Below are 21,364 nucleotides of genomic sequence, written 5' to 3'. Positions count from 1 at the left end.
GGAAGGCAGACAGGCGGATGGTTCAACGCTGTGTCACATCCCGCCACACACAGAGGCGGAAAGGGATTGGCGCGCCGTGGCACGGAGCGCGTCACACGGGCGGGCCGTTCCATACCGCATGGACTGTTCTGATGACGCGCACCGTCAATGAATGGAATCTTCAGAGGGAAAAGGCGGTGCGGTCGGTAAAAATCCAATCAATCTGTTTTCCTTGATTGAAACAAGGAATCCATGGTTATTTGGATTCCCATGGTTCCTTCCACGCCGACCCAGACGCCCGTTTCCGGGCCTTCACGAGGACGGGGTTTCCGCTGGGTCCTGGCGGGCGCGGGCCTGGCGGCCGTGGTGGCCGCCGTGGGGCTGCTGTGGCGTGGCGGTGATGACGCGCAGGCTCTGTCCGCTTCGGCCGCCCCCGTCAACGCCACACGGTCCGCGGGCTCGCACGGAGGCGGCGGAGGCGGAGGCCCCGCGCCGTCCGGCGTGGAGGAGGCGGAGGCCGCGGAGCGCCGCTTCTCGGACCAGACGTGCTTCCCGGAGCTGGCGCGCTTCAACGACGGCGTGACGCTGGAGACGTTCCGGGACTGGGCCGCGCCGCTGCTCGCGTCGAAGGATCCGCTCGTCCGCGACTACCTGATGTCGAAGCTGTCGGAGCTCATTGGCGACGACGCGGGCAAGGCGGGGCAGGTGGTGGCGTGGGCGCGGGACGCGCAGGGCGCGGAGTTCAAGGTGCTGCTGTCGGGCCTGCGCGGGTCGGACGCGGTGCAGAAGCCCCAGGTCGCCGCACGGCTGCTGGAGGCCGGGATGGACAAGGGGCTGCCCATCGAGCGGCGCGCGGGGATGCTCTCCGCGCTCGACACGCAGAAGCACCTGACCCCGGACGCCATGGACCGGATGGCGGAGTTCGCGCGCGACCCGGCGTCCACCGAGGCGGGCTGGGCCGCCACGCGCACCCTGGGCCGCGTGATGGCGCGCGAGTCGGAGAACCTGGGCGACGCGTCGCCGTACCTCGACCGGCTCATCACCATCGCCACGGATGCGCCGGACGAGCAGATCCGCCACCTGGCGCAGACGGCGCCGCTGCACAACTCGCCCGTGCTGGACGCGAAGACCACGGACCGCTTCGCGCGCATCCTGCAGAGCGAGGGCAACGAGGACGGCCGCGACGCGGCGGCGCAGGTGCTGGCCATGTCCTCCGACAAGGAGCAGACGCTGAAGCTGTTCGCGGACTCCTTCAACCGCGAGCAGTCCGTGTGCGTGCGCTGGGCGCTGTTCCGCTTCTCCGCGCGCGTCGCGGGCCGGGACGCGCTGCCCGTGATGGCGAACATGGCGACCGTGGACCCGCGCTTCCAGCCGCTCTACCGCACCTTCGAGACGCTCTACGCGAGCGGCAACGTCGACTTCATCCGCATCTGGAACGAGCTGCCGGACCAGAACCCCTTCGGCTGCATGGACCGCCACCAGTAGGAGCCCTTCGCATGCCCCGCTTCCTCCAAGGACTTCGCGCGCTCGGGGGCTTGGCCCTGATGCTCGCGCCCCCGGCCGCGCTCGCCCAATCCACGCCCCCCGCCGCGAAGCCGGCGCTGGAGGGGGAGAGCTGTTCGGTCCGCGGGCTGATGGACCAGCTCCGCCAGGGGCTGGGCTCCAGCTCCAAGGCCTACCGCGAATATCTCAACGCCGTGCTGCGCGAGGCCGCCGTCTCGCTGCCCTCCGGGGAGCTGCACGCGGCGTTCGACCGGGAGACGGACCCCGCGATGGTGGAGCAGCTGGCCGCGGCGCTGGTGGCGCGCAGCGAGCGCGAGGCGGAGAAGGACGCCATCCAGGCCGTGGCCCGCCGGGCGCTGGAGGACCGCGACCCGTCCGTCCGCGCCGCCACCGTGCGCGCCATGCGCCGCACCGGCGCGCTGGAGAAGACCGGGGACATGTACGAGCGGCTCATGCGGGACGGCTCGCCAGAGGTCCGCATGGAGGCGGCGCAGAACCTCATCGAGGACAACCAGTACGTCTATTCCGGCCACCACGGCCCGGCCACGGACACGGCCGTCAACGCGGCTGTGGCGTCCACGGATCCGAAGGTGACGGCGAAGCTCCTGGAGTCCCTGGACACGCGCAAGCTGGGGCCGGAGGCGGGGCAGAAGCTGCTCGGGATGCTGGGCCATGAGAGCGCGGACGTGCGGCGCTCGGCGGCGCTCGCGCTGGGCGGCGTGCCGGCGGCGCAGATGGCGCCCGCGCGCGAGGCATTGGTGGGCATGTACCGGGGCGAGCGGGACGCGGGGGTGCGCAAGGCGCTGGTGCAGGGCATCGCGGAGCTGGGCTTCGCGGACGCCGTGCCGGAGCTGCGCAAGCTGCGGAGCGTGGACCCCAGCATGGCACCGGAGATCGACGCGTGGATCCGCGTCCTCCAATCAGGCGTTCAGGAGTGGGGCCTGCTCCTGAGAGAGAAGCAGCGGCTGCAACAGGTCCGTTGAGCGGCACCCTCATGGGGCCGGACTCGCCGGCCCGAAAGGAACACCCCCGATGCGTTTCATGAAGAAGACGGCCCTCGCGGCCATCCTGGCCCTCGCGGTTCCCTCGGTCGCGGCTGCGTACTCGTACACGGTGAAGTCCCCCTTCCCGGGCACGGTGACGGCGACGACGTACTACTCCAGCGGCACGTTCCACGGTGCGTTGGACATCTCCAGCGGCCGTTGCAACTACTGGGGCGTGGAGACGGGCGTGATGGCGTCCCTGTCCTGGAACGTGACCATCCGCACCTCGGGGGTCTATTGCAACGGCACGGGCAGCGGCACGCAGAACGAGGCGAAGCACGCGTTCGCCAATGGCAAGACGTTCCGCCTGTGGCACTTCATCAAGACGTCGGACTCGTTTGACCGCACGTGCAACCGCTGCCAGGTGGGCAACGAGGGCGGTACGGGCAACGCCACGGGTCCCCACGTCCATGCGCAGTATGACCAGTCCGGCAGCAACCTGACCGGCTGGTACTCCGGCTACACCACCAAGGGCGAGGCCGTGGACCGCTCGGAGACCATCGGCGTGCTGGAGTAGTTCCGGAGTGCCGCTGAAGGCGGAGTCGTGGGGACTCCGCCTTCAGTGGGTTGGGAACTCAGTAGCAGAAGCTGTTGCAGTACGGCGAGCCGTTGGGCTGGTTGCAGCAGGTCTGGCCATTGGAACACGTGCCGTTGACACACGCGGGACGGCAGAGCCCCTCTCCGGGGCTGTTGGGCAGCCAGGCACAGGTGTTGCCGGCGCCCCGGCAGAAGCCGGTCCCGGTTTCACACGCGAGGCCCTGCTCCTGCGAGCCCAGGTCCACGTCCGCGTCGGTGCTACCGCCGCAAGCCGTGAAACCGACAACACACATCGCCGCAACCATCATGGAACGCCACATGGATGAGACCTCCAGGAATCAGGTGAGACTGCTGGAGGATATAGTCATCGTGGCCGCAGCGTGCGCCCGGCGCGTGGACGCGGCGATGCAGAACTGCGCGGCCCAGTACAGCAGCATGACGGCGTAGCCCAGGCCGGGCAGGGGTGTGACGAAGAGCCGGATGGAGAGCAGCCCGTCGCTGGCGGCGAACAGCAGCGCGCCCCCGAACGCCAGCCATTGCTCGCGCCGCGAAAGCGCCGGGTTCCCCACCAGGGCCGCCGCGCGCCAGCCCATGGTGCAGATGACGGCGACATAGGCCGTCACGGGCCCCGCCATCCCGCCCAGGCCGGGCCACAGCGCCCCGGTGGCTCCCACCGCCAGGAGCACGAAGGGCAGCGCCTGGAGCAGGGCAGGGCGCCGCGTCACGGAGAGGAACGCGGCGGTGTAGCCCACGTGGGCCAGCAGGAAGGCGCCCAGGCCCGGCAGGAACAGGTCCGGGCCCACCTCCAGCAGCACGTCACCCAGCAGGGACAGCGCGAGCCCGGCGAAGATGAAGCGCGCATAACGCCCCCGGGCCGGCCACAGCCACGCCAGCAGGCACACCATGGGCAGCGACTTGGTGACGAGCCGCGCCTCCCGGGCCCCTACGTCCATGACGAGGAGGAAGCCCACCATCCCCGCCACGCCCGCCGCCGCCAGGAGCTTCGTTCCGCCTGAGCCTGCCGCGCGCACGGACGTCACGGCTCGAACGTCTGGATTTCAAGCCCCGAGGCAGCCAGCTCCGCCACCGTGACCTTCAACTCGAGGCGCTCCAACGGGCATCCCCACAACCCGATGATGGTCCAGTCCAACTTCCGGGCGATTTCCTTCGCGGCTCCTGAGTGCTTCAGCATGTGGTCCGCGACGTCTTCGGCCATGGGACGGAGAGGCGGCGGCATCTCCTGGTGGCTCACTGAAAGCTGGAAGGGATGTCCTTCAAGGACTCCTGAGACGTGGGAGGGCAACGCCAGCAGGTGCTCGCGGAAGGCCCAGGCCCGTCCGAGACCGTTGGACCAATCTGGAATATCGACCGCGCCCAGCGCACGCATGAGGTCGGCTCCCTGGACCGCATCCGCGAACGCCGGGCGCTGTGGAAGGCGCGTGAGCCCGAACCGCTCGAACAAGGCAAGCCCGAGCGTGCGGTACCAGCCCGCGAGATCCTCTCGCTTCACATCGAGCATCCACGCCAGGTCCGCGCCAATCGTGACGAGGTCCATGGGCTTGAGAATCGATGTCGGGTCCAGGTTGCAGAAATCGCTTGGGACGAAAGGGGTCGCTTGGTCCGCGGTCCAGGGCATTCGCAGAGGCTAGCACCCAAATTTTTCCAGTGAGTCCTTCCTTTACACAGCCACGCTGAAGCATACGGACGTCCAGCGGTTCGGGCTGAAGCGTTGCCAGCCGGCCGCTGTTCCAACCCAAAGGGAGATTCCCCATGCGTCTGCCGTTCGCAAGGCCGCTCGCGCTCGCCGCGTTGATCAGCTGTTCCCCTCCTCCCCTGGAGGAGGGCGGCGCGCCCGCGAAGTCGCGCGCCGGTCTGACTTCACCGCAGCCGCAATTGCTTGCATCCGCAATCAATGCGCCCTCGGACGGGCTGGCCTATGTCACCCTCACCGTGACGCCGCGCGACGTGAACGGCGATCCGCTGGGCACGGGGCTGCACGTCGAGGTGCTGAGCAGTGATGGGCTGGTCACGCTGGGCGGCACGGGGACCTCCGCCTGCACCGCGAACGCGCCGGGCGTGACGTGTCTGACGGCGGTGGACTCCGGCGCGGGCAGCTATGTGGTCACCGCGCGCAGCTCCACGCCGCTGACCGTGCCGACGACCTTCTCCGCCACGGTCACGGATGGGAGCGGCACCACGACGCTGCCGGACACGGCGGACGTCACCTTCGACTCGGCCCTGTTCAATGGCGGCGCGGGCACCACCCTCACCACCGGCAACGTCACCCTCACCTCTGCCCACGCGGGCGGCCGCAATCTCTACATCACCGGGGGCACCGTCACCTTCGACGCCAGCACGGTGGGGCAGACCTTCGGTGACGTCTTCATCACGGGCGGCACGGTGACGCACCTCCAGGGCACCAACGCCGCCATGTTCAAGCTGGACGTGCTCACGGGCTCCTGGAATCTGCTGGGTGGCTCGGTCAACACGACCAACAAGGGCTACGGCATGACCTGCAATCCCAATGGCTCTTGCGGTGGCAACGGCCTGGTCAGCTTCGGTCCCAACGGCGCGCCGTCGTCGTCGCTCGTGGGCACCAGCATGCTGTATGGCGCCAGCCACGGCGGCATGGGCTCCGGCAACTACCGGATGAACATCTCGCAGGCCAACAACAACCAGGCGGGCAACGCGGGGACGACCTACGGCGACTACCGCGACCCGAAGTACCCCGGTGCAACCAACGACACCTACTCGGGCGCTCACGGAGGCGGGGTGGTGCGCATCACATCAACGGGACCGTGCGTGCTGGCCGGGGCCTCCACCCTCGTCGCGTCCGCTTCTTTCAATGCCGCGGGAGGCTCCATCAACCTGAGGTGCGGGGGCATCATCTCCACGGGCTGGACGGGAAGCATCAACGCGGATGGCGGCAAGGGCGCGGGGAACTCCTCCATCCCGAATGGCGCGGGCGGCGGTGGCCGCATCGCGCTGGTCAGCACCGGTGACGCCGCGACGATGACGGGCGTGGTGAGCTACCCGCCCGTGAATCTCCCCGCGCGCGTCCACGCCTTCGGCGGCGCGCCGGCCAACTCCAGCTACGTGGTGGGCGCGGGTGGCGCGGGCACCATCTACCTGAAGCACAGCGGGCTGACCTACGGGGACCTCGTCATCGCGAACAACTCGCCCGCGCATTACCAGAACGAGGGCACCACCCGGCTCCCCGCGCTGGCAGGCACCGTCACGGCGAACGTCACCCCGGGCGCCACCGCGCTTCCCGTCTCCGTCGCCAGCACGAGCTTCAACGCGACCTACTACGAGAACGCGGGCGCGCCGCTGAACTTCAACCCCGCGCTCACCCAGAACACGACCCCGTCCACCAGCGCCGCGTACAACGGCGTGTTCGCGGGAGGCTGGCTGCGGCCGGACGTCACCGCGGCGGGCGGAGCGCTGGTGGATCCGTCGAACCTGGTGAGCGTCACCACCAACGCGGTGGGCACCCTGACGACGAGCGCCGTCCCCTCCGGCGTCGCGGCCGGTGCGTTCTTCCGCAGCGTGGACGTGCTGGACCACCTGGATGTGCTCGGCAACGCGATGCTGGAGACCAACGGTGACATCTACGTCCTGTCAGGCAACACGACGAGCTCCGGCGCGGCCACGATGACCGTGAACGGCCTGGTGCTCTTCGACACGACGAGCGGCAGGACGGGCCGCATCGAATACGCGGGCGGCGCGGTGAACGTCGTGCAGGCCACGCAGGCGCTGCCTGCACTGGGGGGCGGCACGCTCGTCGCGGACAACGTGACGGTGTCCGCCGGCTCCATCACGGTGCCCGCCATTGTCGCGTCCGGTGACGTGACCTTGAGTGGCGGCACGCTGGTCACCAACTCGCTCAAGGCGGCGCGCTACACGCAGTCCGCGGGCGTCCTCAAGCACTACCTGCCGTTGTTCAAGACGTCGCCGGCCGCCGCGCAGGTGTCCAGCCTCAACATGACGCTCGCGGAGACCTTCCGCCTCACGGGAGGCTCCGTGGACGTGGCGGGGCTGGGCTATCCGGCGGCAATGGATGCCCAGGGCGCGCCGCTGACCCTCTGGGGCTTTGGCGCGACGGGCCCTGCCTCCGCGGCTAGCCCTGCGGGCGGCTACGGCGCGGGCCACGGCGGCGTCGGTGGTGGGTACACGGCCGGGTCGGTCCGGGGAATGGTCTATGACGACTACCGCGACCCCCGGTATCCGGGCGGCGCGGGGACGACTGTCGGCAGCTCACCGGCCTACCTGGGCTACCGGAGCAATGGCGGCGGTGTCTTCCGGCTCAATGCCGCTGGCGTCTGCACGTTGGGCGGGACCTCCCTCATCAAGGCGAATGCGGTGTTGTACGGAGCGGCGGGAGGCTCCATCTCCCTGCGCTGTGGTGGCTTCGACACCACCGGATGGAACGGCACGCTCACCGCCAACGGAACGAATGCCTTCTCCTCCAGCTCGAACGGCGCCACGCGCGCGGGCGGTGGAGGACGCATCGCGCTGGTGAGCACGGGAGACGCCTCCAGCTTCGTCGGCGCCGTGGGCTACCCGTTCCCCACGGGCAACGCGCAGCTTCAGGCGCGCGGCGGCACCGGCATCAACGCCACGTACACCGACGGTGGCGCGGGCACGGTGTTCCTCAAGCACAGCGGCGTGGCGTACGGCCAGCTGCTCATCAACAACTTCAACCAGACGCACTACGCCACGGGCGGCTACACGCCGTTCGTCTCCATCGCGGGCACGGTCAGCAGCGCGGCCAATGCCGGTGACACGGCGCTCAGCGTGAGCATCACCAGCACGCCGCTCCACAACTCGGCCGTCTTCAACCAGCTCCTCGCCGGCATGTGGCTGCGGCCCGACACCAGCGTGAACAGCGGCACGCTGCCCGCGGACAACCTGGTCACGGTCACCGGCAACACCTTCGTCAGCGCCACGCAGTCGCAGCTGACGGCGTCGCCCCTGCTGGCCCCGGTGCCGGCCGGCGCGAGCTTCAAGAGCGCCGACCTCTTCGACGTCTACAACGTCGTGGGTGGGGCCATCACCCAGACGAACGGCGACCTGTACGTCGTTCCGTAGCCCGCTTCATCCGGCCCGCCGCGCGACAGGGGCGGCGGGCCGGGGACGCACGTTTAACTCGGCTTAATTCAAGGGGGGGCCCGGGCCCGCGTGATGAGGGGAAACGACGTCGTCATCCCCGAGGCCGCTTCCGATGATCCAGTTCCCGCGCTTCATGCCCCTGTCCGTTCCTCCCCGCCCGGCGCCCCTGCCCGCTCCGGCCGGAAAGGGGCAACCGGCGCCCGGGCCGCGACTGTCCGGGGCGGCGTCCACGTTCGACTCCACGCCCGCGCCCGCGAGCAACCTGCACACGGAGCGGCTGGGAGACGGCAGCGCCAACTGCCTGGAGAAGGCGGTGGGGCTGGCCCGGCCAGGGGACTCCATCGTCCTGATGCGGGATGCGAGCGACGGCGTGGGTCACGCCCTGGTGCGCAAGCCGGACGGCTCCGTGGTGGACCCCAATCACCCGACGGTGCGCTACGAGACGCTGGGCCAATGGCAGGCGACGCATCCGCGCTACTCGCAGCCCGTCCCGGTGCCCGCGAGCAAGATGCAGCAGGTCCTCTCCACGCCTCCGGGTCCCCAGCGCGAAGCCCTCATCCAGAAGCTGGGGCTGTCCAGCGTGGCGGACCGGCAGGTCGCGGATGGCGAGCGCTGGGTTTCACCGAACAAGAACATGAATGTCCGCGGCGGCCCGGACACGAGCTCCGCGGACGTCGGGGACCTGGTGCCGAGCGACAAGCTGAAGGTGATTGACCAGGACGCGAATGGCACCTGGCTGAAGGTGGAGCTGCCGGATGGCAACGAGGGTTGGGTGTACGGGCCCTACACCGGGCCCACCGAAGCCCCGCCGCCGCCTCCGCCGCCGTATGAGTCCCCCGTCCCCCAGTGGGTGGCGGACGGCACGTGCCCGCCCCACATCCACGCCCGCATGTGGAGTGCCATGCCGAAGGAAGCCCGGGATGAGGTCATCCAGGCGGCCCGGGAGAAGGTGGTGGCGGACGCGTGGCCCATGCCGGAGTTCGACGTCAACGGCCCGCCGCCGTCCTCCGTGGACCCCATGGTGTGGAACCACCTTCCACCCGAGGGCAAGCAGTCCCTCTTCCAGCAGGAATGGCAGGCCGCCGTACGCGAGCAGACGGCGCTTCGCTTCAATGGTGTCCCCGAAGGTGGCGTGGTGGCGGAGCACCCCTTCCTTGGCGTGGACAGCCCCCTGGGCGATGGCCAAGTGGGCGAGTGGCTCGACTCCGCCATCGGGCAGGACGGCCGCCCCGCGCAGTACCTCAACCTGGGGAAGGTCCTGGGGGAGGGCTGGTCCCAGGACCACTTCAACCTGTGTGGTCCGCTGGCGGTGGGGGCCTCGCTGGGCATGTCGCTCAAGGAGGCGCTGACGGCCTTCAAGGACGCCAATAGCGCGAGCCTCCTCAGTGGCGGAGGAACGACGAAGGGGGACCACCTGGGGAACGTGTACGAGGCAAAGGGGTGGACGACGGACTACGGGGCGGGCGAGGCGTCAATGCCGGAGCCGGAGGACATGGCGCGGATGCTCGAGGAGGGCAAGGCACTCATCGCGCTGGTGAACATCGACACGAAGATCGGCGACGAGAACAAGGACGGCATGCTGCGCTTCTTCGACGACAGCACGAAGGCGGTGGCGCACTGGGTGAACGTGCGCGCGGTGGAGGAGAACGGGAACGGAGATTGGACGGTGCGCGTCTACAACCCCTTTGACAACCGCGAGGAGGTCTACTCGTGGGAGGACTTCGAGGCGTCGTGGGGGAGGAACGGCGGGATGGTGCCCGGGGAGAAGGAGGGGGATCCGGCTGTCTTCAAATTCAACGCGGGGCACGGCCTGCTCGTCGCCACGCCGCCCCCGCCCCAGGACCCGGCCGCGGCACCCTGAGCCCCCCGGACATCACGGCCGTGCTCAGGCGTGAGCACGGTGGACACTCTCCAGGTCACCCTGGCGCTACGGCGCGGGCACTCCGACGGTCACCTGCACAGGCCGGTGGTCGCTGCCCGTCTGGGGCAGGTGATGCAGGTTGGCGCTGCTCATGGCGGGCGCGATGTAGAAGCCGTCAATGCGCAGCCCGGTGTCGGGCCCGCGCGGCTTCAGGCCCGTGCGCGCGCCAATCTCATTCGGGTCGTCGTCCACCACCTTGTTCCAGTCCGCACCCAGGACCAGCATCCGTCCGCTGTTCCTCGCGAACGCCACGACGTTGTCCGCCATGACCGCGTAGGGGCTGCCCGGGCCATTCTGGCAGCGCGCCGGAGGCAGGTGCAGCGACGCGGCGCGGATCCACCGGCCGTTGTTCAGCTGGATGTCCACCCGGGCAATCCAGCGGGTCATGATGCCGTCACCCTGGGTGCCGCAATCACTGGCATCCGTGCCCTTCACCAGCACCAGGTCGTCAATGTTCTTCACCGCTGACTTGCGGATGACCACCGCGCTGCCCTGCCGGTCTTCGGACGACGTGTCCTGACGCACCGCCCAGCCGTCCCCCAGGATGTCGCGCAGGCGGACGTTCTTCGCCTCCTGCACGAACACGATGTCCGCCTCGGGGCCGATGGCCTGCCAGTCCTGGCGGACCGCGTCCGGTCCCCGGAAGGCCAGGTTCGCGGTCACCACGCGCAGGCTCTCCGAAGCCACCGCAACGGCTGGCGCGGTGGAATGAACGCTGGCGAGCGCTACACCGGATGCGGCCATCACCGCGAACGTTGCAACGCTTTGCATCCACGACGTGGGACGGGGGCTCATGCTTGTGGCTCCTCTGGAATGGGAGCGCCCAGCGTCTCCAGGGCTCACGGAGAGGTCAAGGAAGCCCTCTCAAAGCGGGCCTCCAGCTTCACGTCTGAGTAGGGCGTGCTGGCCGCGAGCATGAGGTAGTAATACCCGCCGGTGGTGGGTGAGGGGATCTCCACCGTCTCGTCATTGCCTGGGAGGGAGGGCCGGTAGTCATACGCGGTCTGCGTGGGCCAGGTGCCGGCGCGGACATACAGGTCCGCGTTGCCCGTGCCGCCGCTTGCCACGAAGCGCAGGTTGCGCGCGCCGGGAGGCACATAGAGGTAGAAGTAGAGGGGATTGCCGGTGGAGGCCAGCGGGCCCCGGTAGCAGTCGTTGTCGAGTTGCTGGGGGTTGGACGCCGTGCACGCGGGCGTCGGCCCGGGGCCGGAGTCGGGGGGCACGCAGGCACTCGGATCCGCGGCCCTCGCGACGCAGTCAATCCACTGGTGGAACTCCGCGTCGTTCGCCGTGCCCAGCGCATCCAGGGACTGGCGATACGTGGCGTAATTGCCCGTGCGGAACTGTTCGAGGAAGGTGCCCACCTGGTCCGCGTGCCGCTCGAACATGAACCGCGTGGCCAGATAGCCCCACGAGTACACGCGGTCGGTGCTGCTGCTGTAGTTGTTGCGCAGGACCTCGCTGAGCTGGAAGGCATGGGTCCTGCCCTGCGTCACCGCGCTTGCGTTGTCGTTCTTCTTGGAGATGTACTCGGCCAGGCCTTCGATCCACCAGACGGTGGGCTGGCTGGTGCTCGTGTTGAAGTCGCCCTTCATGTTGAAGCGGCCATCCAGGTAATGGATGTACTCGTGGCGCAGGTTCCAGATTTCGAAGGTGGGCCGCAGCCACTCCGCTTCGTAGGAGATGAAGCGGGCCTGGTTGCCGGAGGCGGCGGGGTTTCCCTCCAGGTACATGCCGCCATTGTTGGTGCTGATGCCAAACAGCACGCCGGCGTAGTTCTGATAGTCGATGCTGCTGTCGAAGACGATGACCTCCAGGGACGTGTTGTTGTCGCTGGCCACGGGCACGCGGTTCGTCTTCAGCGTGTCGTGGAAGTACGCCTCCTGCGTGGCGAGCTGGTCGCAGCTCTGCGCGAGCTGTGTCGCCGTCAGGTCCTGCGCGCGCACGCGCAGGGTGGCGCCACAGGTGTGGGTGACGCCGAGCACCGCCTGTTCCACCGTCCGGCGGAAGTCGCAGGTGCCGTAGTACGCGCAGTTGGCCTTGTCGTAGAAGTCGACCATCTCCGCTGAGCTCACCCAGAGGCCCGCCGAGGGACCGGTCATCGAGTGGCTGACGATGACCGCCTTCACCTTGGGGCGCGTCAGGGTCTGGAGCGTTCCGGTGTGTCTGAGGAAGCGGGCCAGCTCGCGCGCCGCATTGAGGGTGAGGTACTGGTTGGAGGTGCCCAGCAGGTGCTCGGTGCGGGTGATGAAGGACTCGAGCGAAGTGAGGATGGACGGGTCCGCCTGCACGGCCGCCAGGAAGCCCGCGTTGCCATGGCCCCGGTAGAGGCCCTGGTAGACGCTGTTGGTGGCGCTGCTCATGTAATAGGAGGCCTGGGCGGTGGCGTCGAAGCGGTCCAGCAGGCCCCGGAGCGTGCCCAGGTGCTGGGCCGTCTCCCCCGCGCTGTCGATGAGGATGACGAACTCCCGCAGCACCACGCCGTGCGCGTCGTTGACGTCCGTGAAGTGGGTGTTGGCGACGAAGGCCGCGAGGGCCGGGCGGATGGCGTCGCGCAGCGAGGCGCCGTAACTGCCCACCGTGCCTGATTGGTAGAACTGCACGTAGTAGCCCGCGCGCAGGAACAGGATGAGCTGGAGGGTCTGCGCGGAGTTGTTGCCCGCGTACTGCTGCGCGCTGACGGTGAGAGCGTTGGCGATGGTGGCCATCTTGCTCTCGATGAAGATCTGCCCGGACTGGGGGGCCGTGACATAGAACAGCGAGTTGATGCAGGCCTCCGTGGAGCCCTTCACGAGTGAGACAAGCGCGGCGCCGCTGGCGGACGCGAAGGCCGCCGGCTCACAGGCCACCAGGGCCTGCGACCGGGTGACGGGGGCGTGCTTCTGTCGCAGTGGCTCGGGGGCGATCTCCGGCTCGCGCTCGTCGGGCTGGATGCGTTGGTGGGTGTGCTCCAGCCCGTGGACCCGCCAGGAGGACTCGGCGGGCGGGGGCGCTCCAGGGCGGGCGAGCGCGCTCGTCGCGAACAGGATGAGCCCGGCAGCGAAGGCGACGCTCCAGCGATACCCATTCGTGACGAGACAGCGCATGGCCTCATGCTCCTGGTGCTTGATTCGTGTTCAAGCTGAATTAGCAGCCAGGTCTGACAATGCTTGCCGGAGGCCTCATGCCACCCGAGCGCCTAACCCGGAGGTGGCGCGCTCAGGGCCACGGCGCCGCGTCCCCGGCGCTGCGCGTGGACCCACCGCTTGGAGGCGTGGATCTTGCGCAACATGCCCCGCAGCGTCGGCTGCTGGCTGGCCATGAGCAGCAGGTAGCTCCACACGGAGCTGCCCCGGCGGTTCAGCAGCGCGTAGGCGAACTGGGTCGCGTCCTGGTTCACGTAGCTGGGCACGTTCTCGAACCACTCGGAGCTGCTGCGCGCCGCCAGCTGGATGGCCAGCAGGGCCGCGCGCCGCTCTTCGTCATAGGCCTCCAGCGCGGCGGGCAGGTCCGTGGGGTGCGCGCGCAGTTGCCGCGCGAGCCCGATGGCGTCCTGGATGGCCAGCTTCGTCCCGGACCCGATGGAGAAGTGGGTGGTGTGCGCCGAGTCGCCCATGAGCACGACGTTGTCGTGGTACCAGCGCTCGTTGGTGATGCGCTTGAAGTTGAGCCACGGGGCCTTGCCCATGCCCTTCAGCTGGTTGAACAGCGACTTGCCCTGGAGCCGGGACTGGAAGATGCCCTCCAGCTTCCGGAGCGTCTCGTCCGGCCCCAGCGTGTCGAAGCCCAGCGCCTTCCAGGTCGTCTCCTGGCATTCGATGATGCAGGTGCTGGTCTCGCCGTTGAAGCGGTAGCCGTGGAACCACAGCCAGCCGGCCGGCGTCTCCTCGAAGGCGAAGGTGAAGGCGTCGAACACCTTGTTGGTGCCCAGCCAGATGTACTTGTTCCGGCCCTCCTCCACGTGCGTCTGGAAATGGCTGACGTGGCGCTGGCGCAGCCGGCTGTTGACGCCGTCACAGGCGACGATGAGCTCCGCGTCCTGGAACTCCGAGGGGTCCGTGACGTCGTGCTGGAAGCGGACGTCCACCCCCAACCCCTTCGCCCGCCGGATGAGGATGTCCAGCAGCCGGTCGCGCCCCAGCGCGAACCCATAGCCGCCGATGTGCATGGCGTACTGGCCCCGCAGGTGCACCTCCTGCGTGTCCCAGCGCGCCGCGGAGTTGGCGATCCGCTGCGCGCTCACCGGGTCGTTCCGGTAGAGGTCGTCCAGCAGGTCATCCCAGAACACGACGCCCCAGCCATACGTCACGCCCGCGGGGTTGCGCTCGACGACAGTGACGTCGTGCCTGGGGTCTGACAGCTTCGCCAGGATCGAGAAATAGAGCCCCGCCGGCCCTCCGCCAACACAGACCATCTTCATTGCATCCCCCCAGCGCTCGAACGGCCCGGATGCTACCGGGGCACCTCGGGCGCCGACCCTGGCCGGAAGCGCTGTCTGCCGTTGCTGGCAGGACAGAGCAGGACCTGCGCACTCCGGGAGTGCGTCCTCCGGCTGGTGCGTCGCGTGTGCAACAGTGTGGGGAACCGGTGGGGTTCAGGGGCGAGCAGGTCTGGCGATACACCATCGCTTCCGGGCCTGCCGCCGGTTAAGCCTGGGGACTCGGCTCCCCGGGTGGGACCCTCCAGGACTTCATGCCCAGCACGACCCGTCACGACCCCGCGCCATCCCCTTCATTGAGCGCGGTGGGACGCGCGCTTCCCCCGCACTACGCCAGCCAGGAGCAGCTCATCGCGGCGCTGCGCGACCTGTGGGCGACGAAGCACTTCAACCTGGAGCGGCTGGAGGACCTGCACCGCAACGTGCAGGTGGGCGGGCGCCACCTGGCGCTGCCCCTGGAGCAGTACCCGGCGCTCGCCACGTTCCAGCAGCGCAACGACGCGTGGATCCGCGTGGCCACGGAGCTGTCGGAAGGCGTCGCGCGTCAGGCATTGGAGCGCGCGGGCCTCACGCCCAGGGACGTGGACCACGTCTTCTTCGTCACCGTGACGGGCATCGCCACGCCCAGCGTGGACGCGCGCCTGGTCAACCGGATGGGCTTTCGCGACGACGTGAAGCGCACGCCCATCTTCGGCCTGGGCTGCGTGGCGGGCGCGGCGGGGCTGGCGCGCGCGTCGGACTACCTGCGCGCGTTTCCGAAGCAGACGGCGCTGCTCATCGCCACGGAGCTGTGCTCGCTCACGCTCCAGCGCGAGGACCTGTCCATCCCCAACATCATCGCGTCCGGCCTCTTCGGTGACGGCGCGGCGTGCGTGGTGTTGCGGGGCGCGGAGGCCAGGGCCACGGGCCCGCGCGTGGTGGGGTCGCGGTCGGTGTTCTACCCGGACACCGAGCGGGTGATGGGCTGGGACGTGGTGGACACGGGCTTCAAGGTCGTGCTGTCCGCGAAGGTGCCGCAGCTGGTGAAGGAACACATCCGGGGCAACGTGGACGGCTTCCTCGCGGAGCACGGGCTGACCCGCAAGGACGTGAAGCACTGGGTGGCGCACACCGGTGGCCCCAAGGTGCTGGAGGGCTTCGAGTCCGCGCTGGAGTTGGAGCCAGGGGCGCTGGAGCGCTCGTGGAAGTCGCTCAAGCAGGTGGGCAACCTGTCCAGCGCGTCGGTGCTCTTCGTGCTGGGGGAGACGCTGGAGGAGGCGGGCGCGCAGCCGGGTGACTGGGGTGTGGTGATGGCCATGGGTCCGGGCTTCTGCGCGGAGATGGTGCTGGTGCGATGGTGACCGGCACCCAGGCGCTGTTCGCGGGCTTCATGGCGCTGCTCATCGCGGAGCGGCTGTTGGAGCTGGTGCTCTCCAAGCGCAACGCGGCGCGGGCCTTCGCGCGCGGTGGAGTGGAGACGGGGCAGGGGCACTACCGGTTCATGGTGGTGTTCCACACGCTGTTCCTCGTCGCGTGCGTCGCGGAGGTCTTCGGCCTCCAGCGGCCCTTCTGGGGCGCGTGGAGCTGGGCGGCGCTGACGGGCGCGGTCGTGGCGCAGGGCTTGAGGTACTGGGCCATCGGGACGCTGGGCGACCGGTGGAACTCGCGCATCATCGTGGTGCCGGGGCTGGCGCCGGTGACGGGCGGGCCGTACCGGTTCCTGCGGCATCCGAACTACGTGGCGGTGGTGCTGGAGTTGTTGTGCGTGCCGCTCATCCACGGGGCGTGGGTGACGGCGGTCGTGTTCACGGTGGGCAACGCGGCGCTGCTCTACGTGCGCATCCGCGCGGAGGAGGCGGCACTCGGAGCGATGTATTCCGAGGCCTTCGCCCACCGTCCCCGCTTCATTCCGGAGGTTCGCCGTGGCTGACATCGTGATGGAGGCGGTGGCGGAGATCCGCCGCATCGTGCAGGAGGAGCTGGAGTTCGAGGGCGTGGTGGAGCCCACGCACGACCTCTTGCGCGACCTGCACCTGGACAGCCTGGGGCTGACGGTGCTGGCGGTGGGGCTGGAGAACCGCTTCCGGGTGCTCTTGTCGGAGGAGGACGCGCAGGGCGTGCACACGGTGGAGGACCTGGCGCGGCTGGTGGCGGCGCGGGTCGCGGCGGCGAAGCCGGACGTGGGGGCGCACCCGTGAAGGGGCCGTCCCTGCCGGCGCTGAAGCACGCCACGGTGAACGCGATGCTCCAGGCGACGTCGCGCACGTCGCTGGGGCTGGTGTTCGTGGACGCCGCCGAGCACGAGACGTCCCTGCCGTGGGCGCAGGTGTACCGGCGGGCGAAGCGTGCGGCGGGAGGACTGGCGCGGCTGGGCGTGCGTCCGGGAGACCGGGTGGCGCTGCTGTTGCCCACGTCGCCCGCGTTCATGGATGCGTACTTCGGCGCGCTGTTGGCGGGCGCGGTGCCGGTGCCGCTGTATCCGCCGGTGCGGCTGGGGCGGCTGGACGAGTATCACCGCTCGACGGCGCGCATGCTCCAGTTGACGGGCGCGGTGACGGTGCTGACGGACACGCGCGTGCGGCTGCTCCTGGGCCCGAGCATCGAACAGGCGCGGCCCCGGCTGGGCTGTCACACGGTGGACGCGGTGATGCACGGCGACGAGGACCTGGAGGTGGAGGTGTCCCCCGATGCGCTGGGGCTCATCCAGTTCTCCTCCGGTTCGACGGTGGAGCCGAAGCCGGTGGCGCTGACGCACGGGGCGCTGGTGGCGCAGGTGGCGGCGCTGGAGGCGGCGATGCCGGTGGCTCCGGGCGTGACGCCGGTGGGCGTGAGCTGGCTGCCGCTGTACCACGACATGGGGCTCATCGGCTGTGTGCTCGCGGCGCTGTACTACCCGGGCAGCCTGGTGCTCATCGCGCCGGAGACATTCCTGGTGAAGCCGGCGCTGTGGCTGCGCGCGCTGTCGAGGCACCGGGGCTTCGTGTCACCCGCGCCGAACTTCGCGTACGGGTTGTGCTTGAAGCGGGTGAAGGACGCGGACCTCCAGGGCGTGGACCTGTCCGGGTGGCAGCACGCGCTCAACGGCGCGGAGCCAGTGTCCGCGGAGACGCTGCGCCGCTTCGCAGAGCGGTTCGAGAAGTGGGGCTTTTCCGCTCGGGCGTTGCGGCCAGTGTATGGCCTGTCGGAGGCGTCCCTGGCGGTGACGTTCCCGCCCGCGGGCCGGGGGCCGCGTGAGCTGGGCGTGGATCCGGACATGCTGGCGCGCGAAGGGCAGGCGCGTGACGGAGCACGGACGCTGGTGAGCGTGGGCGCGCCGGTCGCGGGCTTCGAGGTGCAGGTGCGCGGCGAGGACGGCGCGGTGTTGCCGGAGCGCCGGGTGGGGCGCGTGTTCGCGAAGGGGCCGTCGGTGATGCGCGGCTACTTCGAGGACGCGGAAGCAACGGCGCGGGCGTTGGTGGGAGAGGGTTGGCTGGACACGGGAGACCTGGGCTTCAGCGCGGACGGGGAGCTGTACCTGACGGGCCGGGCGAAGGACCTGGTCATCATCCGGGGCGCGAACCACGCGCCGCAGGCCTTCGAGGATCCGCTGCTCAAGGTGGACGGCGTGCGCACGGGCTGCGCGGTGGCGCTGGGCTTCACGCCCGAGGGCAGCGAGGACGAAGCGCTGCTCATCCTGGCGGAGCGAGCGGAGCGGGGAGCGGACGTGGCGTCGGTGGAGGCGGACATCCGCGCGGCGGTGGTGGGGGCGACGGGCGTGCAGCCGCACACGGTGCGCCTCCTGGAACCGGGGACGCTGCCGCGCACGTCCAGCGGCAAGCTGCGAAGGAGCGAGGCGCTGCGGCGCTACCTGTCCGGAGAGCTGACAGCGCCGAAGAAGGTGGGCGCGGTGGGGCTCGCGGTGGAGATGGCGAAGAGCGCGCTGGCGATGGTGCGCGCGGAGCATGACTCGTGATGGGGCAGGGCGCGTGACCATGCGCAGGCGCACGACTCGCGAGGCTTCGCGCAGAACAGCGCGTGTGGCGGTGATGGCTTCACGAGGGTGGAGCAGGTCAGTGCGCGTGGCGATGCCTCGTGGGCGCTGTTCATGCCCGCGGGTCATGCGATGGGCTGGCACGTGAAACGCCACGACGTGGTCGTGGTCGGCGGAGGCCCTGCGGGGCTCGCGGTGGCCATCACGGCGGCCCGGCGTGGACTGGACACGGTGGTGCTGGAGCGTGCGTCGTCGCCCGTGGACAAGGCGTGCGGTGAAGGGCTGATGCCCTCCGGCCTCGCGGTGCTGGAGCGATTGGGCGCGCTCGCGCACCTGGACCGCCGCGACAGCTCGCCCTTCGTCGGCATCCGCTACGTGCAGGAGGACGGCAGCACCGCGGAGGGAAAGCTGCCCGCGCCTGGAGGGCTGGGTGTCCGCAGGCTGGCCCTGTCCACGGCGCTCGTCTCTCGCGCGCGGGAAGTCGGCGTGGACCTGCGTGAGAACGCGCACGTCGTTTCGCATCAGCGCACGCAGGACGGCGTGACGCTGGAGACACCCACGGGCCCGGTGTCCGCGCGCTTTCTCGTCGCGGCGGACGGCCTGGGCTCGCCGCTGCGACGCGCGGAAGGGCTCGACGTCATCCACACAGGTCCCCGGCGCTTCGGCCTGCGGCGGCACTTCCGGTGCGTGCCCTGGACGCCCTACGTGGAGGTGCACTTCGCCTCCGGCGTCGAGGCCTACGTGACGCCCGCGGGAGCGGAGCGCGTGGGCATCGCGTTCCTCTGGGAGGACGGCACCGTCACGGGCCGCGTGGGCTTTGACGCGCTCCTGGAACGCTTCCCACGGCTCGCGGAGAAGCTCACCGGCGCGGAGCCGGACTCTCAACCTCGCGGCGCCGGTCCCCTGGCACGCATGGCCCGCACGCGCATCGCGGACCGCTTCGCCCTCGTTGGCGATGCCGCGGGCTACGTGGACGCGCTGACGGGCGAAGGGCTCACGCTCGCCTTCGCCTGCGCGGAGTCCCTGGGCACGCTGCTCCCGGATGCCCTGGCGAAGGGCGCGGGCCAGGACACGCTGCTGCCCTACGAGCGCACCTTCCAGCGGGTGTTCCGCAAGTACGCCTGGACGACACAGGGCCTGCTGATGCTCGCGCGCCGTCCGCGCCTGCGCAGGCCCGTGGTGCGCCTCCTGGGCCGTGCCCCCTGGCTCTTCGAGCGCATCCTCGCCGCCGTGGTGACGTAAGCCACCTGTCAGCCCCAGGTGCCCTCCCGCGTCCGCGCGGCGGCCATCATCCACGGAGCCGCGCATGCACTGGGTCGTCCAGAACAACCTCTTCAACGAGCAGGGCTTCCACACGTTGATGGATGTCCTGGCGCATGGCTCCATCCCGCACACCCTGGTCAAGGTCATCCCGTTCGGAGGCGGCATCGAGCCCGCGCTGGAGCTGTCGGGCCCCGTCATCGTGATGGGCTCGCTCTCCCTGACGCGCTATGCGTGCGAGCAGGGCTGGACCCCTGGCGCCTTCATCAACGACCAGTTCGACTTCCGCGTCTGGCGACGGCACCTGGGCCCGCACCTGCTCAACGCCGGCGCCACGGTGCATCGGTTCGCGGACGTGCCGGAGCAGCCGGGGCCTTTCTTCATCCGCCCCTGCCTGGACGACAAGTCCTTCTCCGGCATGCTCACGTCCTGGGACGCGTTCAGCCGCTGGCGCGAGCAGGTCCTGAAGCTCGATACGTACGCGACCGTCACCGCCGACACGCCGGTGGCCGTCAGCGAGCCCAGGCGCATCCAGCGCGAGTACCGCATGGTCGTCGTGGATGGCCGGGTCATCACCGGCTCGCTCTACAAGTTGGGCGACCGCGTGGTGGCCTCGTCCCAGGTGGAGCCGGAGGTCCACGCCTTCGCGCAGCGCATGGCGGAGACCTGGGGGCCGGATCGCGCCTACGCGCTGGACGTCTTCATGCACGAGGGCGGGCTGTACGTTGGCGAGCTCAACAACCTGAACTCGGCCGGCTTCTACGCCTATGACGTCGGCAAGATGGTGGCCGCCGTGGAGGCCATGCGGTTCTGACCCCGCCGGGCCTTGCGGAAGCGGATCCGCACGGCCTGGCCCTTGTTCCACCGCCGCGCGCCGGGGACACTCCGGCCCATGGCACCTGGCCCCGCGGCTTCGCGTCCCTGGTTCGCGTTCTCCCTCGACCTGGCCCCGGCCGCGGCGAGCCGGCACCTGCACGGCCTGCCCCCCGTGCCCGACTTCCCCGAGGGCGAGCTCGCCGAGGCCCTGGACGTGGACGTCGTCTATGACGTGCACGTGCCCAACTGGGGCGGCCGGGTCGCACGCCTCGTGGAGGCCCCCGGACACCAGCTGTCCGGGCGCCTGCGCCCCGTGGCCACCGAGTCCTGGCCCGTCCTGGCCCGCCTGGAGACCGCGCTCGCCCTGGCCACCGAGGAGCGCCCCGTGAAGGTGCGCACCGCCTCCGGCCTCGTGGTGGACGCCCACGCCTTCACCCCCGCCGCGCGCAACGTCTCCACGCAGGGGCCCGTCAGCGAAGCCTTCCTGATCACCCTCGCCGTCGCCGCCGAGCGCGCTCGCCTGCCTGCCGCCGTCGTCGAAAAACTCCAGGCCGAAGCCCGCATCGTCCACGCCGTCCAGCACGCCCGGGCCCCGTCCAAGTCCGGCATTAAGTGACAGCCGGGTCGGACCGGACCGAAAAACGCCCTGACCCCTGAGAAAAAGGGCGGTGTGACGCAACCGGGCGCCGCTTCGCACCGACGATGAGGGGGAGGGGCCCTCTCCCCGACCGTCTCCCCCCGCTGGCCCCGAGGACTTTCACCGCATGTCGCTGCGAATCCCGACCGGAGTCTCTACTCCGCGCCCCACGCCCGCGAATGCCGCCGCC

The 21,364-nt window shown here is 69.8% G+C and carries 18 protein-coding genes; 12 read left to right on the top strand and 6 right to left on the bottom strand.

Annotated features, from left to right (window positions below):
• The first annotated feature begins 249 nt into the window (after positions 1–249).
• From D7W81_RS21165 to D7W81_RS21155, 3 genes are read left to right on the top strand one after another with little or no spacing between them, the layout of a single operon-like run.
• Positions 250–1,464: a hypothetical protein gene (locus D7W81_RS21165; protein WP_244227332.1), complete on the top strand. Its 1,215-nt coding sequence runs from the start codon at positions 250–252 to the stop codon at positions 1,462–1,464.
• Between the two features lie 11 nt (positions 1,465–1,475).
• The gene (locus tag D7W81_RS21160; RefSeq protein ID WP_120557197.1) at positions 1,476–2,465 is read left to right on the top strand and encodes a HEAT repeat domain-containing protein; all 990 of its coding nucleotides are present in this window, start codon (positions 1,476–1,478) and stop codon (positions 2,463–2,465) included.
• 49 nt (positions 2,466–2,514) lie between these two features.
• Positions 2,515–3,042 carry a hypothetical protein gene (locus D7W81_RS21155; protein WP_120557196.1) on the top strand — a complete coding sequence of 176 codons (528 nt, stop codon included), beginning with the start codon at positions 2,515–2,517 and terminating at the stop codon, positions 3,040–3,042.
• A gap of 58 nt (positions 3,043–3,100) precedes the next feature.
• Here D7W81_RS21155 and D7W81_RS21150 read toward each other — a convergent pair whose 3' ends face one another.
• The 3 genes from D7W81_RS21150 to D7W81_RS21140 are packed head-to-tail and all read right to left on the bottom strand — an operon-like array spanning position 3,101 to position 4,698.
• Entirely contained in the window at positions 3,101–3,382 is a 282-nt protein-coding gene (locus tag D7W81_RS21150; protein ID WP_120557195.1) for a hypothetical protein, read from the bottom strand.
• Positions 3,383–3,400: 18 nt separating this feature from the next.
• A complete protein-coding gene (locus D7W81_RS21145) occupies positions 3,401–4,102 on the bottom strand; it encodes a lysoplasmalogenase (RefSeq protein ID WP_244227331.1) in 702 nt (233 codons plus the stop codon).
• The gene (locus D7W81_RS21140) at positions 4,099–4,698 is read right to left on the bottom strand and encodes a hypothetical protein (RefSeq protein WP_120557194.1); all 600 of its coding nucleotides are present in this window, start codon (positions 4,696–4,698) and stop codon (positions 4,099–4,101) included. Before D7W81_RS21140 ends, D7W81_RS21145 begins: the two co-directional genes overlap by 4 nt.
• Before the next feature lie 134 nt (positions 4,699–4,832).
• Between D7W81_RS21140 and D7W81_RS21135 the strand changes: the two genes are divergently transcribed.
• Together D7W81_RS21135 and D7W81_RS21130 are read left to right on the top strand one after the other, a co-directional pair.
• Positions 4,833–8,153 (top strand): beta strand repeat-containing protein, encoded by a 3,321-nt coding sequence (locus D7W81_RS21135; RefSeq protein WP_120557193.1) that lies wholly within the window; start codon positions 4,833–4,835, stop codon positions 8,151–8,153.
• Between the two features lie 133 nt (positions 8,154–8,286).
• Positions 8,287–10,035, top strand: a complete 1,749-nt coding sequence (locus D7W81_RS21130; RefSeq protein ID WP_120557192.1) for an SH3 domain-containing protein — start codon at positions 8,287–8,289, stop codon at positions 10,033–10,035.
• 66 nt (positions 10,036–10,101) lie between these two features.
• On the opposite strand, the gene D7W81_RS21125 is transcribed toward D7W81_RS21130, so the two are convergent.
• The 3 genes from D7W81_RS21125 to D7W81_RS21115 form a co-directional block, all read right to left on the bottom strand.
• Positions 10,102–10,890, bottom strand: coding sequence for an endonuclease/exonuclease/phosphatase family protein (locus D7W81_RS21125; protein WP_120557191.1), 789 nt, complete (start codon positions 10,888–10,890; stop codon positions 10,102–10,104).
• Between the two features lie 44 nt (positions 10,891–10,934).
• The gene (locus D7W81_RS21120; protein ID WP_120557190.1) at positions 10,935–13,181 is read right to left on the bottom strand and encodes a M9 family metallopeptidase; all 2,247 of its coding nucleotides are present in this window, start codon (positions 13,179–13,181) and stop codon (positions 10,935–10,937) included.
• 92 nt (positions 13,182–13,273) lie between these two features.
• On the bottom strand, positions 13,274–14,494 hold the full coding sequence (locus D7W81_RS21115; protein WP_120557189.1) for an FAD-dependent monooxygenase: 1,221 nt from the start codon (positions 14,492–14,494) through the stop codon (positions 13,274–13,276).
• A gap of 272 nt (positions 14,495–14,766) precedes the next feature.
• On the opposite strand from D7W81_RS21115, the gene D7W81_RS21110 reads away from it, so the two are divergent.
• From D7W81_RS21110 to D7W81_RS21080, 7 genes are all read left to right on the top strand, one after another.
• Positions 14,767–15,852, top strand: coding sequence for a type III polyketide synthase (locus tag D7W81_RS21110; RefSeq protein ID WP_120557188.1), 1,086 nt, complete (start codon positions 14,767–14,769; stop codon positions 15,850–15,852).
• Positions 15,846–16,421 (top strand): isoprenylcysteine carboxyl methyltransferase family protein, encoded by a 576-nt coding sequence (locus D7W81_RS21105; protein WP_120557187.1) that lies wholly within the window; start codon positions 15,846–15,848, stop codon positions 16,419–16,421. Before D7W81_RS21110 ends, D7W81_RS21105 begins: the two co-directional genes overlap by 7 nt.
• A gap of 7 nt (positions 16,422–16,428) precedes the next feature.
• Positions 16,429–16,689, top strand: a complete 261-nt coding sequence (locus D7W81_RS21100; protein WP_438503368.1) for an acyl carrier protein — start codon at positions 16,429–16,431, stop codon at positions 16,687–16,689.
• Between the two features lie 44 nt (positions 16,690–16,733).
• Positions 16,734–18,443, top strand: coding sequence for a fatty acyl-AMP ligase (locus D7W81_RS21095; RefSeq protein WP_438503367.1), 1,710 nt, complete (start codon positions 16,734–16,736; stop codon positions 18,441–18,443).
• A 162-nt stretch (positions 18,444–18,605) separates the two neighbouring features.
• Positions 18,606–19,703, top strand: a complete 1,098-nt coding sequence (locus tag D7W81_RS21090; RefSeq protein ID WP_120557201.1) for an NAD(P)/FAD-dependent oxidoreductase — start codon at positions 18,606–18,608, stop codon at positions 19,701–19,703.
• Between the two features lie 64 nt (positions 19,704–19,767).
• Positions 19,768–20,535, top strand: a complete 768-nt coding sequence (locus D7W81_RS21085; RefSeq protein ID WP_120557184.1) for an ATP-grasp domain-containing protein — start codon at positions 19,768–19,770, stop codon at positions 20,533–20,535.
• 78 nt (positions 20,536–20,613) lie between these two features.
• Positions 20,614–21,153: a gamma-glutamylcyclotransferase gene (locus D7W81_RS21080; RefSeq protein ID WP_120557200.1), complete on the top strand. Its 540-nt coding sequence runs from the start codon at positions 20,614–20,616 to the stop codon at positions 21,151–21,153.
• Positions 21,154–21,364 lie beyond the last annotated feature (211 nt).

The organism is Corallococcus aberystwythensis, assembly GCF_003612165.1.
Classification (GTDB): domain Bacteria; phylum Myxococcota; class Myxococcia; order Myxococcales; family Myxococcaceae; genus Corallococcus; species Corallococcus aberystwythensis.
The sequence above is the reverse complement of the archived record's forward strand: the minus strand, read 5'-3'. Positions and strand labels throughout refer to the sequence as shown.

Coding starts and splice junctions, on each gene's coding strand:
- D7W81_RS21130 (WP_120557192.1), top strand. CDS start 8,287: ATGATCCAGTTCCCGCGCTTCATGCCCCTGTCCGTTCCTCCCCGCCCG.
- D7W81_RS21125 (WP_120557191.1), bottom strand. CDS start 10,890: ATGAGCCCCCGTCCCACGTCGTGGATGCAAAGCGTTGCAACGTTCGCG.
- D7W81_RS21150 (WP_120557195.1), bottom strand. CDS start 3,382: ATGTGGCGTTCCATGATGGTTGCGGCGATGTGTGTTGTCGGTTTCACG.
- D7W81_RS21140 (WP_120557194.1), bottom strand. CDS start 4,698: ATGCCCTGGACCGCGGACCAAGCGACCCCTTTCGTCCCAAGCGATTTC.
- D7W81_RS21105 (WP_120557187.1), top strand. CDS start 15,846: ATGGTGACCGGCACCCAGGCGCTGTTCGCGGGCTTCATGGCGCTGCTC.
- D7W81_RS21085 (WP_120557184.1), top strand. CDS start 19,768: ATGCACTGGGTCGTCCAGAACAACCTCTTCAACGAGCAGGGCTTCCAC.
- D7W81_RS21080 (WP_120557200.1), top strand. CDS start 20,614: ATGGCACCTGGCCCCGCGGCTTCGCGTCCCTGGTTCGCGTTCTCCCTC.
- D7W81_RS21095 (WP_438503367.1), top strand. CDS start 16,734: ATGCTCCAGGCGACGTCGCGCACGTCGCTGGGGCTGGTGTTCGTGGAC.
- D7W81_RS21100 (WP_438503368.1), top strand. CDS start 16,429: ATGGAGGCGGTGGCGGAGATCCGCCGCATCGTGCAGGAGGAGCTGGAG.
- D7W81_RS21160 (WP_120557197.1), top strand. CDS start 1,476: ATGCCCCGCTTCCTCCAAGGACTTCGCGCGCTCGGGGGCTTGGCCCTG.
- D7W81_RS21120 (WP_120557190.1), bottom strand. CDS start 13,181: ATGCGCTGTCTCGTCACGAATGGGTATCGCTGGAGCGTCGCCTTCGCT.
- D7W81_RS21115 (WP_120557189.1), bottom strand. CDS start 14,494: ATGAAGATGGTCTGTGTTGGCGGAGGGCCGGCGGGGCTCTATTTCTCG.
- D7W81_RS21165 (WP_244227332.1), top strand. CDS start 250: ATGGTTCCTTCCACGCCGACCCAGACGCCCGTTTCCGGGCCTTCACGA.
- D7W81_RS21135 (WP_120557193.1), top strand. CDS start 4,833: ATGCGTCTGCCGTTCGCAAGGCCGCTCGCGCTCGCCGCGTTGATCAGC.
- D7W81_RS21110 (WP_120557188.1), top strand. CDS start 14,767: ATGCCCAGCACGACCCGTCACGACCCCGCGCCATCCCCTTCATTGAGC.
- D7W81_RS21155 (WP_120557196.1), top strand. CDS start 2,515: ATGCGTTTCATGAAGAAGACGGCCCTCGCGGCCATCCTGGCCCTCGCG.